This is a genomic window from Bacillus sp. SG20033 (assembly GCF_044570195.1).
GTDB lineage: Bacteria > Bacillota > Bacilli > Bacillales > Bacillaceae > Bacillus > Bacillus subtilis.
Genome location: NZ_CP172606.1, coordinates 2551675 through 2566515, shown reverse-complemented (window position 1 = coordinate 2566515; position 14841 = coordinate 2551675). Strand labels below are relative to the sequence as shown.

The window sequence follows — 14841 nt, the reverse complement described above, 5'->3', positions numbered from 1 at the left end:
ATTTTCACTCCTTAAACAATCTGTCTATATTTTAGCGTGTTTTGAATGGGCGGACAAGCGATATCTATTAGCGAAAGCAGGGATGAAAATGAACAGGCTTGACCATATCGGGATAGCCGTTTTTTCGATAAAAGATGCAAGAAGCTTTTATGAAAATGTATTGGGGCTTGCATTTCTTCATCAAGAAACGGTTGAAGAGCAAAAGGTGAATGTTGCTTTTTTTCAAGCTGGTAGCGTCAAACTTGAGCTGATAGAGCCGTTGACAGCTGACAGCCCCGTCCATTTATTTTTGGAGAAGAAAGGGCAGGGACTGCATCATATTGCGTTTTTGTGCAACTGCCTATCTGAACAGCTTCAAGCATTGTCTGACCAGCATGTTCAATTGATTGACAGGTTTCCAAGACAGGGAGCGAACGGGAAAAAGATCGCGTTTATTTCCCCTCGGGAAACAAACGGTGTTCTTGTAGAGCTTTGTGAACCGAAAGGAGACCAACACAATGAGCATGAATGAGCACATGGATCATTTATACACGAAACGCAAGCAGGCAGAAGAAGGCGGAGGACGGGAAAAGCTGGCTCAGCAGCGGCAAAAGGGCAAGCTCACTGCTCGGGAAAGGATCATATTTCTTCTAGATCAGGACAGCTTTATCGAATTACACCCCTTCATGGAAAGTCAAGTGTTAACAAGAGAACAGCGCATGTTAGGGGATGGGGTCGTGACAGGGTACGGCACAATTGACGGCCGCTCAGTTTATGTATTTGCGCAAGACTTCACAGTGTACGGAGGGGCGCTTGGCGAAACCCATGCCAGGAAAATCTGCGCTTTGATGGATCTGGCAGCAAAAAATAAGGCGCCGATTATCGGGCTGAATGACTCAGGTGGTGCGAGAATTCAAGAGGGTGTGTTATCATTAGATGGATACGGTCACATATTTTACCGAAACGTCTTATATTCCGGAGTCATTCCGCAAATATCGGTTATTTTAGGGCCGTGCGCTGGAGGCGCTGTATATTCTCCGGCACTCACAGATTTTATATTTATGGCTGAACAGACCGGCCGGATGTTTATTACCGGCCCGAAGGTGATTGAAAAAGTGACAGGGGAACAGGTTGATGCGGAGAGCTTAGGCGGAGCGGGGATACATAATGCCGTCAGCGGAAACGCCCACTTTTCCGGGCATACGGAGAAGGAGGTTCTGACAGGGGTGAGAAAACTGCTGTCTTATTTGCCGCTGAATGGCCGGACAACAGAGCCAAAGCCAGAGAAAGAGGCGTCCAGACCGTTATTAAACCGTCTTGTCCCTGCTGATACGACAAAGCCATATGATGTTCGGAAGGTAATCAGGGAGCTGGCTGACCCGCAGTCTTTTTTTGAGATTCAGCCATTTTTTGCGAAGAACATTGTCATTGGGTTTGCAAGGCTGGGTGAAAAAGCAATCGGCATCGTGGCGAGCCAGCCGAAGCATCTGGCGGGAAGCCTGACGATTGACGCTGCTGATAAAGCAGCAAGGTTCATCCGTTTTTGTGACGCATTTGATATCCCGCTATTGACTGTCGAAGATGTCCCGGGGTTTCTGCCGGGTATTCAGCAAGAGCACAATGGAATCATCAGGCATGGAGCAAAATTATTGTTTGCTTATGCTGAAGCGACTGTCCCAAAAGTCACACTCATCATTAGAAAAGCGTACGGCGGCGCCTATGTGGCCATGAACAGCAAAGCGATCGGAGCGGACCTTGTGTTTGCATGGCCGAATGCTGAAATCGCAGTGATGGGTCCAGAAGGTGCGGCATCGATTTTGTATGAAAAGGAAATCAAAGCTTCAGCTGACCCGCAAAAGACGAAACGCGAAAAAACAGCTGAATACAAAAAGCAAAACGCCGGCCCATACAAAGCGGCCGCTTGTGGAATGGTCGATGACATCATTTTGCCGGAAGAATCAAGGGGAAAACTGATTCAAGCTTTTCATATGCTTGCACATAAGACAGAAGAGAGACCGAAAAAAAAGCACGGTAACATACCGCTTTAATATGGAGGGACTTACAAATGGTGAATGAAAAACGCCTGCTGGAAGAATTTTTAGAGCTTGTCCAAATTGACTCAGAAACAAAGCACGAAGCTGAAATCTGCAAAGTGCTGAAACGAAAATTTTCTGATTTAGGTGTGGACGTTAAAGAAGACGATACAATGGATATCACGGGCCACGGAGCCGGTAACCTGATTTGCACGCTAAAAGGGACAAAACAAACAGATACGATCTATTTTACATCTCATATGGACACAGTTGTACCCGGAAACGGCGTAAAACCAGTTGTAGAGAACGGTTACGTCAAAACTGACGGCACGACGATTTTAGGCGCTGATGATAAAGCGGGATTGGCTGCAATGTTTGAGGCGATTAAGGTGCTGAAAGAAGAAAACATTGAACACGGCACGATTGAATTCATCATCACAGTAGGGGAAGAATCAGGTCTGATCGGAGCGAAGGCTCTTGACCGTTCTATGATCACTGCATCCTACGGCTATGCCCTTGATTCAGACGGAAAAGTCGGAAATATCATTGTGGCCGCGCCGACACAGGCGAAGGTAAGAGCGGCAATTTTCGGGAAAACCGCTCACGCCGGGGTTGAACCTGAAAAAGGCATTTCAGCGATTACAATCGCTAGCAAAGCCATTTCAAAAATGCCATTGGGCCGTATCGATGAAGAAACAACAGCTAATATCGGCCGGTTTGAAGGCGGCACACAAACAAATATTGTGTGCGACGAAGTTCATATTCTTGCTGAAGCGCGCTCTTTAGTTCCTGAGAAAATGGAAGCTCAGGTTCAAAAAATGAAAGCTGCTTTTGAAGAGGCAGCTGCTGATATGGGCGGACGCGCAGAAGTCGAAATTGAGGTTATGTATCCGGGCTTTAAATATCAAGACGGCGACCAAGTTGTTGAAATCGCGAAAAAAGCGGCTGCTAAAATCGGACGTCCAAGCGAGCTGCAAACGAGCGGCGGCGGAAGCGACGCGAACGTAATCGCTGGTCATGGCATCCCGACGGTCAATCTTGCTGTCGGTTATGAGCAAATCCATACAAAAAATGAAAAAATGCCGATCGAAGAGCTCGTTAAAACGGCAGAAATGGTTGTTGCCATTATTGAAGAGGCGGCAAAATAAAAAAAGAAAACCCGAGTGCGATTTCCCGCATCGGGTTTTTTTAGCTCCATTTCCTAAGCGGCCAAAATAACACATCCTGTTTTTTAGCATAATGAAGCAAGGGGTCTGACTCCGGCAATGTAATACCGTGAGCATCAGTCACCGTATTGACTGAAATTTCTGCTTCGGCGTTTTGCAGCAGCCACGGATGATGATGGATGTCTTCGTAATAAAGCTTATTGCGATAAGTGGTGTAGAGCCTGTATCGTTCTGTCAGCCAGTAATCGAGCGAATCCTTTTCTGCTGTAAAAGGCGCTGAAATGGGCCGGTATGCGGCGTGGAATGCTGCTTCTTTGTCATTTTTCCGCTTGCTGACATAGTCAATGGCATCACCGTTTTTTTCGGCTTTCATATCCGCGTAAAAATAAGGCAGATGAAAGAATGTGCGAGCGCCAAGGACCGCCAGCCGATGATCGGCATCTAAGCTAAAAAAATAAATGCCGGGCTTGCCTTTATACGTGACATAGGTGCGGAGGTTAAGCTCAGGAAATGCACGCGCACCGGGAATGGCAGGAAGGTAACGCGCCCTTAGGTTCGTGAGCATAAAGGGAAGCATGCTGATCCAAGCTTGCCCGTTATATGTATCTAATTCTAAAGCGGACGGTACCAAAACGCGAAGGATAGAAACATCAACAGGCCAGTGAGCAAATAAGACATCATTCCAGGTTTGTCTCATGATCCAGATTCCATCAGGTACAGAAATATTTTTTTGCTGAAAGCGTTCCGTCAACGTATATGCTCCTTTCGGTTGGAGGTGAGTAAAGGTATTCCCGATTTCCTTCTTTTTAAACGGTACGGCTATTTTTTAGGATGGCCATTTCTGCTTCAGCCATGATAAACAAGACTGTTTGGCGCGGTATGCTTTGCAAGTAACAAAAAAACAACCCCGGCTTTTCGCGCGGGGTTGCTTTTTTATTTCACCGACTTAGTAAGAGCGGCTGTTTTTTTACTTTTATGATGCGTCATCTGAAGGACGATGTTTTGCACTGTCAAAAACAGTCCGCTTGTAAACCAGTACAGCGGAAGGGCTGCCGGAACATTAAGCGAGAAAATCGTCATCATCACAGGGAAGATGAACACCATCAATTTTGCGGATTGCTGCGCCGCAGGGTTTTGCGGGACAGCGGAATATTTCGCGCTCAGTTTTTGAGCGATATAGGCTTGGACAAAATACATAATCCCTGCACTAAGGGACATGAGAATATCAGATTGCCCTAAACTGAACCATAGAAACGAGTGTGACGCAATTTCAGGTGTTGAGCGAATCGCGTAATAAAGCCCAATCATAATCGGAGACTGAATCAGCATTGGAAGACAGCCCATCGCAAGCGGGTTGATATTATGCTCCTGATACAGCTTCATCATTTCCATTTGCAGTTCTTTTTGCTTTTCCGGGTCCTTCGTCTTTTTCAATTTAACCTGGATACTGTCAACCTGAGGTTTAATAACGGCCATTTTCTCTTGGAAGATGCGCTGTTTTTTGAACTGATTGACAAACAAAGGCAATACAACTATACGCACAATAATGGTTACGAGGATAATAGAGAGTCCGTATTCTCCGTGAAACAGCCCGGCAACACCCTTAAGCAGAGCGGAAAACGGTTCGATTAAATAATCGTGGAAAAAACCTACGTTGCTGAGGCCTCCCACCTGATTAGTCGCTGCAAATGCAGCATTGCCCGAGCATAATACGATCAAAAAGATACCCATAGCCAAAAGTTTTTGATATGTTTTTAACAATTTTGTTCTCCTCCTTTTTATAAATGCGGTTTATAAAAGAAGAGAACCGGCGTCTTCCTCATCGTTCACAGGCGAATTCATGCGGAAGACTTTACGTATCCAAGTTGTAATGCGATGATATATAATAATAAGAAAGTCTGTTCGGTTAATGTGAAAGACCGTCTGATGTTCATCTGTTCGTTTTGATTTCCATTGCTCGCCCGCACGGCACTCCCGTAAGAGAAATGCAATCCCGATTGCCGTTAGAGCAGGAAGAATAATTGTGAAAAAATCGACTAAGAATAAAACGTCATTTATCGATTCCACAAACATTGTCATCACATCCATTCAATAGCTTCATTTTACTATATGTACAAGCTGTTGTCTAATGACCGAAAAGGAGATTTGTTTATGCCGGGAAAGAGCCGAATTATTTTCCATATTGATATGAATAGCTTTTATGCGTCGGTTGAAATGGCATATGATCCGGCTCTCCGGGGAAAGCCGGTCGCAGTTGCCGGAAACGTAAAAGAGCGAAAGGGCATTGTGGTAACATGCAGCTATGAAGCAAGAGCGCGCGGCGTCAAAACAACGATGCCGGTTTGGCAAGCGAAGCGCCATTGTCCTGAGCTCATCGTTCTTCCGCCGAACTTTGACCGCTATAGAAACTCTTCACGAGCGATGTTTACCATTCTTCGTGAATATACTGACCTGGTGGAGCCTGTCTCCATCGACGAAGGCTATATGGACATGACCGATACACCATACAGCAGCCGCGCTCTGGAGACGGCAAAAGAAATCCAAAGCAGGCTGCAAAAAGAGCTGCTGCTCCCGTCAAGCATAGGGATTGCGCCGAATAAATTTCTCGCTAAGATGGCGTCTGATATGAAAAAACCGCTTGGAATTACGATCTTAAGAAAGAGACAAGTGCCTGATATCCTGTGGCCGCTTCCTGTTGGAGAGATGCACGGAGTCGGCAAAAAGACAGCGGAAAAACTGAAGGGACTCGGCATCCATACAATCGGAGAGCTAGCTGCAGCTGATGAACACTCGCTGAAGCGCCTGCTTGGCATCAACGGTCCGCGCCTTAAAAATAAAGCAAATGGCATTCACCATGCGCCGGTTGACCCGGAGCGCATTTATGAATTTAAAAGCGTCGGCAACTCATCGACACTTTCCCATGATTCCAGTGATGAAGAAGAGCTGTTAGGCGTCTTTAGAAAGCTTGCCGCTTCTGTGAGTGACCGTTTACAGCGCAAGGAAGTCATGGCTTCGAAGCTTTTTATTATGATTAGATATGCGGATTGGAAAACCATCACAAGAAGCACTACGCTGAGAAACCCGATTGATCAAAAAAATGACATTTTGAAAGAAGCGGAGCACCTCTTTTTTAAACATTGGAATAAAAATCCTGTCAGGCTGCTTGGCATTACCGGAACGGATTTAGTAGAAAAAGAGCAGGCCTATAAACAGCTCGATTTGTTCAGCTTTAATGAAGATGCGAAGGATGAGCCCATTCAGCAGATGATGGAAAAGCTGAATAAAAAGTACGGTACCAAACTGATCAGAAAAGGGGCAACGTTAAAAAAAGAGGAGAGCAAAACAAAGGGAACAAGCTTTAATAAAGATTTTTTTCAAGATGAAAAGAAAAGCTGAATCGCTTGAAAAAAAGGGTGAATGTATGGTAATTTCTTTATTATAAATATCATTTTATTTTAATTTAAATTTTAAAATGATTAAACGTTTGCAGAAGGGACGTTAGAATATGTCAAAACAACAAATCGGCGTTATCGGACTTGCGGTCATGGGTAAAAATCTGGCTTTAAATATCGAAAGCCGGGGATTTTCTGTTTCTGTTTACAACAGATCAAGCAGTAAAACTGAGGAGTTTTTACAGGAGGCAAAAGGAAAAAATGTTGTTGGCACTTACAGCATTGAAGAATTTGTCCAATCCTTGGAAACACCGCGCAAAATCTTATTAATGGTTAAAGCGGGAACTGCAACAGATGCGACAATTCAATCTCTTCTTCCTCATCTAGAGAAGGATGATATTTTAATTGACGGCGGTAATACATACTATAAAGATACACAGCGCCGTAACAAAGAACTCGCTGAAAGCGGCATTCATTTTATCGGAACAGGCGTTTCCGGCGGAGAAGAAGGGGCGCTTAAAGGACCTTCTATCATGCCTGGCGGACAAAAAGAAGCACATGAGCTTGTAAAACCGATTCTTGAAGCCATTTCTGCAAAAGTTGACGGAGAACCTTGTACGACATATATCGGTCCGGACGGCGCCGGCCATTACGTAAAAATGGTGCACAACGGAATTGAATACGGAGATATGCAGCTGATCTCTGAATCATATTTCATTCTGAAACAGGTGCTGGGCCTTTCTGCTGATGAGCTTCATGAAGTTTTCGCTGAATGGAATAAAGGTGAGCTTGATAGCTACCTGATTGAGATTACGGCTGACATCTTCACAAAAAAAGACGAAGAGACAGGCAAACCGCTTGTTGATGTGATTCTTGATAAAGCAGGCCAAAAAGGAACAGGAAAATGGACAAGCCAAAGCGCACTTGACTTAGGCGTTCCGCTTCCGATTATTACTGAATCTGTATTCGCACGCTTTATCTCAGCTATGAAGGAAGAGCGTGTAAAAGCGAGCGGACTTCTTTCAGGACCAGAAGTGAAGCCTGTTACAGAAAATAAAGAAGAGCTGATTGAAGCGGTCAGAAAAGCGTTGTTCATGAGTAAAATCTGTTCATACGCGCAAGGATTTGCCCAAATGAAAGCTGCTTCTGAAGAATACAACTGGGATCTGAAATATGGTGAAATCGCTATGATCTTCCGCGGTGGTTGCATCATTCGCGCGGCATTCCTTCAGAAGATCAAAGAAGCTTACGATCGCGAGCCTGAGCTTGACAACCTGCTTCTTGACAGCTATTTCAAGAATATTGTAGAAAGCTATCAAGGAGCGCTTCGCCAAGTGATTTCACTTGCAGTTGCCCAAGGTGTGCCGGTGCCATCATTCTCAAGCGCATTAGCCTACTATGACAGCTACCGCACAGCCGTACTGCCTGCAAACTTAATCCAAGCACAGCGCGACTACTTTGGCGCTCATACTTATGAGCGTACTGACAAAGAAGGCATCTTCCATACTGAATGGATGAAGTAATCAATAGAAACCCCCAAAGCTATAGAGCTTCGGGGGTTTTGTTATTAATGAGAGTGCTATACCTCTGTGACAGCTGCAAAAAAGCCGAAAATGCTTGTAAACATTTTCGGCTTTTTTCTTCTTATTATATATTCCACCAGTGTAAGCCGTCTTTCGCCAAAAGATCATCAGATACTTTCGGTCCCATTGAGCCTGATTCGTAGTTAGGAGATAAGGTTTTGTTTGCTGCCCATGTTTCAGAAATAGAGTCGACAAAGCTCCAAGAAAGGGCAACTTCATCCCAGTGTGCAAAGTTTGTTGCATCGCCAAGAAGACAGTCGTGAATTAGTTTTTCATATGCTTCAGGGGTGTTCAACTCGTCATTGCAATTGCTGCAATAATCGAGTTTGATTGGCTGTGCGTGTGCTGCTCCGCCAAGCTTTTTAGCATTTAAGTAAAGCGTAATGCCTTCGTCAGGCTGGATATGAATGACAAGCAAGTTCGGATTCATGTTGTTTTCATTACCGTAGTACAGGTTCATCGGAATGTCCTTAAATTGAACGACAATTTTTGTGGACTTTTCTTTCATTCGTTTTCCGGTTCTGATGTAGAATGGAACACCAGCCCATCTGAAGTTGTCGATCAGGAGCTTGCCGGCAACAAAGGTTTCTGTATTGGAGTCAGGAGCGACATTATCTTCATCTGTATAAGCAGGAACCGGTACACCGTCAATTTCACCAGCTTGATATTGTCCGCGCACAAAGTATTCATCCACTTCGTCTTTTGCAATAGGACGAAGTGCTCTCAGCACCTTCACTTTTTCGCTGCGGATTTCTTCTGTGTTCAATTTGATAGGCGGCTCCATTGCAAGAAGGGCAACCATCTGCATAATATGGTTTTGCACCATGTCGCGAAGGGCGCCTGATTTTTCGTAATATCTTGCGCGGTCTTCAACGCCTAGTGATTCGCTAGATGTGATTTGAATGTTTGAAATGTAGCGGTTTGTCCAAAGCGGTTCGAAAATCGCATTGGCAAATCGAATCACTTCAATGTTCTGAACCATTTGTTTGCCTAGATAATGGTCGATTCTGTAAATTTGATCTTCCGTAAATGCTTCGCGGATTTCTTTATTCAATGCCTGTGCGCTTGGCAGATCATGGCCGAACGGTTTTTCGATGACAAGGCGGGACCAGCCGGTTGTAGCTGTTACACCCTCTGATTTTAATGTTTTTGCAATCGTTCCAAAGAATTCAGGAGCCATTGCCAAGTAGAACATTCTGTTGTTAGGAATTTGATATGTATCTTCCAGCTGGTTAAGCAATACGTTAAGCTCTTGATAAGAACCAGGGTTTGTCACGTCAAACGGGTGATAGTAAAAATGAGACGTGAAATCATCTATATGCTTATCTGCAGATGAGGAAATGGATGTTTTAACAGTTTGGCGAAGATCCTCATTAGACCAAGGTCTTCTTCCAACTCCTACCACTGCAAACTCTTCTCCGATTTGTCCGTTTTGATATAAACGGTGAATAGACGGATACAATTTTCGTTTTGCTAAATCTCCAGTTGCACCGAATATAACAATTACTGCTTTTGGTTGTTGGTTTGTTTTCACTAAAAGTACCTCACTTTATTCGAAGCTTTATTTTAGTACACCCCGTATATTTCCTTCATTTTAAATCTAAAATTCAACGAAAGCAAACATTTAAGCCCTTTTTTAAGCAGAATGCTGAAAAAATGTTTCTAGCACGAAAGGATTGTTCTTTTCAGAGGCAAGATTCACATTTTGCGCTTGATCCTGTATTCTTGTAGGTATCTGGTTCTAGTAGGAGGAAGGAAACGTGGAATTACTTTTTTTAGGGACGGGAGCCGGCATTCCCGCCAAGGCGAGAAACGTCACCTCTGTAGCATTAAAATTGCTTGAAGAAAGGCGTTCGGTATGGCTTTTTGACTGCGGGGAAGCCACACAGCATCAAATTTTACATACAACGATTAAACCTCGTAAAATAGAGAAAATCTTTATTACACACATGCACGGCGATCATGTATACGGACTTCCGGGGCTTCTGGGGAGCCGTTCTTTTCAAGGCGGAGAGGACGAGCTGACAGTGTACGGACCTAAAGGGATCAAGGCGTTTATTGAAACAAGCCTTGCCGTCACGAAGACCCATTTGACATACCCGCTTGCGATCCAGGAAATTGAAGAAGGAATCGTGTTTGAGGACGATCAGTTTATTGTCACAGCGGTATCTGTTATTCATGGAGTGGAAGCTTTCGGGTACCGTGTGCAGGAAAAAGACGTACCGGGTTCCTTGAAGGCTGATGTATTAAAAGAAATGAACATCCCGCCCGGACCTGTATATCAGAAAATCAAAAAAGGCGAAACGGTAACGCTTGAAGACGGACGAATCATCAATGGGAATGATTTTCTGGAGCCTCCCAAAAAGGGAAGATCTGTTGTGTTCTCCGGTGATACGAGAGTAAGTGACAAACTAAAAGAGCTTGCGAGGGATTGTGATGTGCTTGTTCATGAAACAACCTTTGCTAAGGAAGACCGTAAACTTGCTTATGATTATTATCACAGTACAACGGAACAAGCGGCTGTAACAGCGAAAGAAGCAAGAGCGAAGCAGCTCATTTTAACCCATATCAGCGCAAGATACCAGGGAGATGCTTCTTTGGAGCTTCAAAAAGAAGCGGTTGACGTTTTCCCCAATAGCGTGGCGGCATATGATTTCTTAGAGGTAAACGTCCCGCGAGGCTGAAGGCGGAGCTCTTATTTGACAATTTGTGATGACGTTGTATAATAAAACGTAATCATTACGCTTTATAAGGAGATGTTAATTATGAGAGTAAATGTTACTTTAGCCTGCACTGAAACGGGAGACCGAAATTACATCACAACAAAAAATAAACGCACCAATCCAGACCGTTTGGAGCTGAAAAAATATTCACCGCGTTTAAAGAAATATACCCTTCACCGTGAAACAAAATAATATAAAAGACCGGGAATCCCTTACGGCCCGGTCTTTTTTTACGTTAATTGACTGCCTGGTAAAGAGGAGCGGCCTGCTGGCACGCTGCGCACCATACGTCATAAATAGCCAAGTGAACGATATGAGGTTCATCATGATGGATGTTGTGGGAGCTGTTTTTAGCTTGAATCCAGCCGCTTTGGTTAGATAGAGACAATATGCTGCTGTGCAAGTTTTGCCACTCCTGTTCAGCAGCGAATTTCTCAGTCCGTTCTCCTGATGACAACACAAGGAGAGGCATGTTTCCTAAGTGGACTTGCCGCTTTTTGAGCTCCTGCAGACTTTTTGAAAACTCTGCATGTGTGCCCTCAAGCATCATTTTTCTCGTATGTGATTTGTGCATTTCTTCGGGTATAAAGGTAAAGCTGGCGCAATCGCCTAAAGCTGGGTCAAGAAGGACCATGCCGATAATATCATACTTGTTTCTGCAGGCCCATAAACCGGTGATGACAGCTCCGTATGAGTGTGAAACAGCCAAATAAGGAGGCTTTACATCAGCTGCTTTAAGCAAACTCTCCAATTCTTTCACTTGTTGTTCAGCTGTTCGTTTAGCTCTGCTTTGCCCGCTTTTTCCTATGCCTGCCCGATCATATGTGAAAATGCCAAATTCATCATCAATGTCCGCCATTAATGGTTTCCACGTCTCAGAAGAAGTACCATAGCCGGCCTCAAAGACAATCGTTACACCGCTTGATCCTTTCCGGTGCTGTGTATGAAACGCACATCCGTCAATTGTATATGTCTTTTCCATCCAAGCTGATTTCATTGGAGTCATCTCCTCTAATTGGTTCTACTAGGGAGACGGAGAACCTTAGCCGATCGTTTCTCTAAAAATAAAAAAAGAGATATCCTCTACAGGATATCTCTTATGGGCATTACCAGCCTCTTTCGTATTGGACAGGGGCCGGAATCTCTGTATTGAGCTGTTTCGCAGCAGTTCTTGCAAAGAATGGATCCCGCAAAAGCTCTCTGCCGATAAAGATGAGGTCAGCACGTCCGTTTTGCAGAATTTCTTCAGCCATTGAACCGTCTGTAATCATGCCGACGGCACCAGTAGCCATGTCCGCCTGTTCACGGATTTTCTCAGCGAAGCTGACCTGATAGCCAGGGAATACGTTAATGTCTGCGTGAACAAGGGCGCCTGAGCTGCAGTCAATTAAGTCAACACCCTGCTCCTTCATCCATTTTGCAAAACCGATGTGATCGGCAATGTCTAAGCCTTTATCAGTGTAGTCAGAAGCAGATACACGGACAAATAAAGGACCGTCCCATACTTGTTTGACTTCATCAATGATCTCTCTCAAGAAACGATAGCGGTTTTCAGGTGAGCCGCCATATTCATCTGTGCGATGGTTGGAAAGCGGAGATAAAAATTCGTGAATTAAATATCCGTGCGCCGCATGAATTTCAATCACATCAAAGCCGGCTTCTTTTGCGCGGGCAGCCGCTTGCTTGAACTCCTGAACTGTTTCTTTTACTTTTTCTGCTGACATTTCTACAGGTGTTGCTGATTGTTCGTCAAACGCAATCGCCGATGGAGCGAAGATATCTCCTTCAAGCTCAGCTTTACGTCCGGCATGGGCAAGCTGAATGCCGATTTTTGAACCTTGTTCTTTGACCTGCTCAGTCAGTTTGGCAAAGCCTTCAATATGCTCGTCGCTCCAAATGCCTAAGTCTTGGTCAGTGATTCGTCCTTGAGGGTTAACCGCTGACGCCTCTACAATAATCAGTCCGACCTGGCCGATTGCGCGCGATATGTAATGTGCCATGTGGAACGGTGTCAATTTTCCGTCCTTTTCATGAGAAGAATACATGCACATTGGCGACATGACAATGCGGTTTTTTAACGTCATATCTTTAATTGTAATCGGTGTGAATAATTTTCTGGCCATTTCTTTCGCCTCCCGTAAGGTTTTTAGAGATTGATTATATCAAGTCATTTCTTTCCCGTCATATAAACTGCTCAAAAGAACCGCTTTTGTCAAACATTTCTGTATAATAGACGAGAAATCAGTTTATTTTTCAGTATAGAAGCATTTTTATTCATAGGAGGGGCGAAATCAATGAATTGGCAGACGAAGGACGAATTGCTGGCACTTTTAACTTCTCTTGTGCAATACGAAAGCATCACCGGTTCAAAGGGCGAGGCAGCACTTGCAGAGTATCTTTATTTTATTTTGAAGGACAAGCCCTATTTTCAAAAGCACCCTGATGATGTAATACTTCATCCGATGGACGATGGCAGATCTTTTCTTACGGCTCTAGTCAAAAAGAAGAATGTCAAAAAGACAGTGCTTCTGCTGAGTCATTTTGATGTCGTTGACATAGAAGATTACGGCGAATTTAAACATATGGCTTGCAAGCCTGCTGAGCTTTTGAGCTCCTTTTTAGAGAAAAAAGAGCTGCTCCCGGAACGTGTGAGAAGAGATGCCGAAAGCGGAGACTGGCTGTTCGGAAGAGGGACGATGGATATGAAAGCGGGGCTTTGTGTTCAACTGTCGATGCTGGAGAGGGCAATGAACGGGCATTTTGAGGGCAATCTGCTGTTGATAACGGTTCCGGACGAGGAAGTGAATTCAAGAGGCATGATTGAAGCGGTTCCTGCATTGAAGGAAATGGAGAAAAAGCATGATATCACATTAACCGCTTGCCTGAATGCCGAACCGATGTTTGAAAAATTTCCCGGCGATCAGCAGCAATATTTTTATACAGGAAGCATTGGCAAGGTGCTTGCGGGTTTTTTCTGCAAGGGGATTGAGACACATGTTGGAGAGCCGTTTTCAGGCCTAAACGCAAATTTAATGGTATCTGAGATTAACCGTTTGCTTGAATTGAATGCTGATTATTGCGAAAAGGTTGATGGCGAGGTCACTCCGCCGCCGGTAAACTTAATGCAAAAGGACTTGAAAGAGGCATATTCAGTCCAGACACCGCATACAGCCGTCACATTATTTAATGTGCTGTCAATGAAACGCTCAGCTAGTGAGCTGCATCAGATGCTGCTTAAAACAGCAGAACAGGCGGCAGAGGAAATCATGTCGAACGTTCGGAAGAAAACACAGGATTTTCAACAATTTGAGCCATTTCAGCCGATTGAGCGGGACGTCACTGTTTTGACATTTGATGAGCTGGTCTCGCGTGCAAAAAAGCGTGCGGGGATCTCGGAAACAGAGCGGGCTCTAAATTATGCCTTTGCTAACAGGGGGGAGCTTGGAGACAGGGATTTTTCGACGAAAATTGTTTCTGAGCTTGCTTCGCTTTGTAAGGAGGATGCGCCGCTCATTGTGCTTTTTTACAGCCCGCCGTTGTATCCGGCTGTTTCTTCGAAGGATGATCAATTGATCAGGAATACAGCAGATCAGTTAAAGCATTATGCGGCTGAGCGATACGGCATTGCATTACGGGAGGTTCAGTACTTCCCCGGACTTTCGGACTTGAGTTATCTTCAGCTGGAAAAGCAGGAGGTTGATGCATACACAAGCAATATGCCGCTCTTTAACAGAGGATATTCATTGCCAAGCGGTAAAAATCAGGCTTTATATGTCCCGGTTTTAAATGTCGGTCCGGCTGGTAAAGACCCGCATAAATGGACGGAAAGATTGTATATGCCTTATTCCTTTGAAGTGCTTCCCGATTTGCTTTCATTTACGATCTCCGCGCTATTAAAGCAATCAGAATCTGCCGGCCAGCTGCTGCGGGAAACATAAAAAACAGAAGGCACTGTGCCTTCTGTT

At 44.5% G+C, this 14841-nt stretch carries 14 protein-coding genes; 8 read left to right on the top strand and 6 right to left on the bottom strand.

Going from position 1 to position 14841, the window contains the following annotated elements:
• Positions 1-88 precede the first annotated feature (88 nt).
• The 3 genes from mce to ACFVP7_RS13495 are packed head-to-tail and all read left to right on the top strand — an operon-like array spanning position 89 to position 3160.
• Positions 89-511, top strand: coding sequence for a methylmalonyl-CoA epimerase (gene mce / locus ACFVP7_RS13505; protein WP_004399095.1), 423 nt, complete (start codon positions 89-91; stop codon positions 509-511).
• Entirely contained in the window at positions 504-2027 is a 1524-nt protein-coding gene (locus ACFVP7_RS13500; protein ID WP_074794484.1) for an acyl-CoA carboxylase subunit beta, read from the top strand. Before mce ends, ACFVP7_RS13500 begins: the two co-directional genes overlap by 8 nt.
• Positions 2028-2044: 17 nt before the next feature.
• Complete coding sequence (locus tag ACFVP7_RS13495) at positions 2045-3160, top strand: tripeptidase T (RefSeq protein WP_003230352.1); 1116 nt, start codon at positions 2045-2047, stop codon at positions 3158-3160.
• A gap of 40 nt (positions 3161-3200) precedes the next feature.
• On the opposite strand, the gene ACFVP7_RS13490 is transcribed toward ACFVP7_RS13495, so the two are convergent.
• The 3 genes from ACFVP7_RS13490 to mifM form a co-directional block, all read right to left on the bottom strand.
• Entirely contained in the window at positions 3201-3929 is a 729-nt protein-coding gene (locus ACFVP7_RS13490) for a DUF2071 domain-containing protein (protein WP_338730557.1), read from the bottom strand.
• Between the two features lie 182 nt (positions 3930-4111).
• Positions 4112-4939, bottom strand: a complete 828-nt coding sequence (locus tag ACFVP7_RS13485) for a membrane protein insertase YidC (protein WP_396582280.1) — start codon at positions 4937-4939, stop codon at positions 4112-4114.
• A gap of 30 nt (positions 4940-4969) precedes the next feature.
• On the bottom strand, positions 4970-5257 hold the full coding sequence (gene mifM / locus ACFVP7_RS13480; protein WP_010886563.1) for a membrane protein insertion/folding monitor MifM: 288 nt from the start codon (positions 5255-5257) through the stop codon (positions 4970-4972).
• Between the two features lie 72 nt (positions 5258-5329).
• Here mifM and ACFVP7_RS13475 point away from each other — a divergent pair, with 72 nt between their 5' ends.
• A complete protein-coding gene (locus ACFVP7_RS13475) occupies positions 5330-6574 on the top strand; it encodes a DNA polymerase IV (protein ID WP_015251756.1) in 1245 nt (414 codons plus the stop codon).
• 109 nt (positions 6575-6683) lie between these two features.
• The gene (gndA, locus tag ACFVP7_RS13470; RefSeq protein ID WP_003230365.1) at positions 6684-8093 is read left to right on the top strand and encodes an NADP-dependent phosphogluconate dehydrogenase; all 1410 of its coding nucleotides are present in this window, start codon (positions 6684-6686) and stop codon (positions 8091-8093) included.
• Positions 8094-8217: 124 nt separating this feature from the next.
• On the opposite strand, the gene zwf is transcribed toward gndA, so the two are convergent.
• Entirely contained in the window at positions 8218-9687 is a 1470-nt protein-coding gene (gene zwf, locus ACFVP7_RS13465) for a glucose-6-phosphate dehydrogenase (RefSeq protein WP_014480196.1), read from the bottom strand.
• A 226-nt stretch (positions 9688-9913) separates the two neighbouring features.
• Here zwf and rnz point away from each other — a divergent pair, with 226 nt between their 5' ends.
• Together rnz and rpmG are read left to right on the top strand one after the other, a co-directional pair.
• Positions 9914-10837, top strand: coding sequence for a ribonuclease Z (gene rnz / locus ACFVP7_RS13460; protein WP_396582278.1), 924 nt, complete (start codon positions 9914-9916; stop codon positions 10835-10837).
• Positions 10838-10918: 81 nt separating this feature from the next.
• Positions 10919-11068 (top strand): 50S ribosomal protein L33, encoded by a 150-nt coding sequence (gene rpmG / locus ACFVP7_RS13455; RefSeq protein ID WP_003226511.1) that lies wholly within the window; start codon positions 10919-10921, stop codon positions 11066-11068.
• Positions 11069-11111: 43 nt separating this feature from the next.
• Here the strand turns inward: rpmG and ACFVP7_RS13450 are convergent, their stop codons facing one another.
• Both ACFVP7_RS13450 and namA read right to left on the bottom strand, forming a co-directional pair.
• Positions 11112-11873 carry an alpha/beta fold hydrolase gene (locus ACFVP7_RS13450; RefSeq protein WP_124058556.1) on the bottom strand — a complete coding sequence of 254 codons (762 nt, stop codon included), beginning with the start codon at positions 11871-11873 and terminating at the stop codon, positions 11112-11114.
• A 109-nt stretch (positions 11874-11982) separates the two neighbouring features.
• Positions 11983-12999 (bottom strand): NADPH dehydrogenase NamA, encoded by a 1017-nt coding sequence (gene namA, locus ACFVP7_RS13445; RefSeq protein ID WP_003230377.1) that lies wholly within the window; start codon positions 12997-12999, stop codon positions 11983-11985.
• A gap of 171 nt (positions 13000-13170) precedes the next feature.
• On the opposite strand from namA, the gene ACFVP7_RS13440 reads away from it, so the two are divergent.
• Positions 13171-14814 (top strand): M20/M25/M40 family metallo-hydrolase, encoded by a 1644-nt coding sequence (locus tag ACFVP7_RS13440; protein WP_396582276.1) that lies wholly within the window; start codon positions 13171-13173, stop codon positions 14812-14814.
• Positions 14815-14841: the final 27 nt, after the last annotated feature.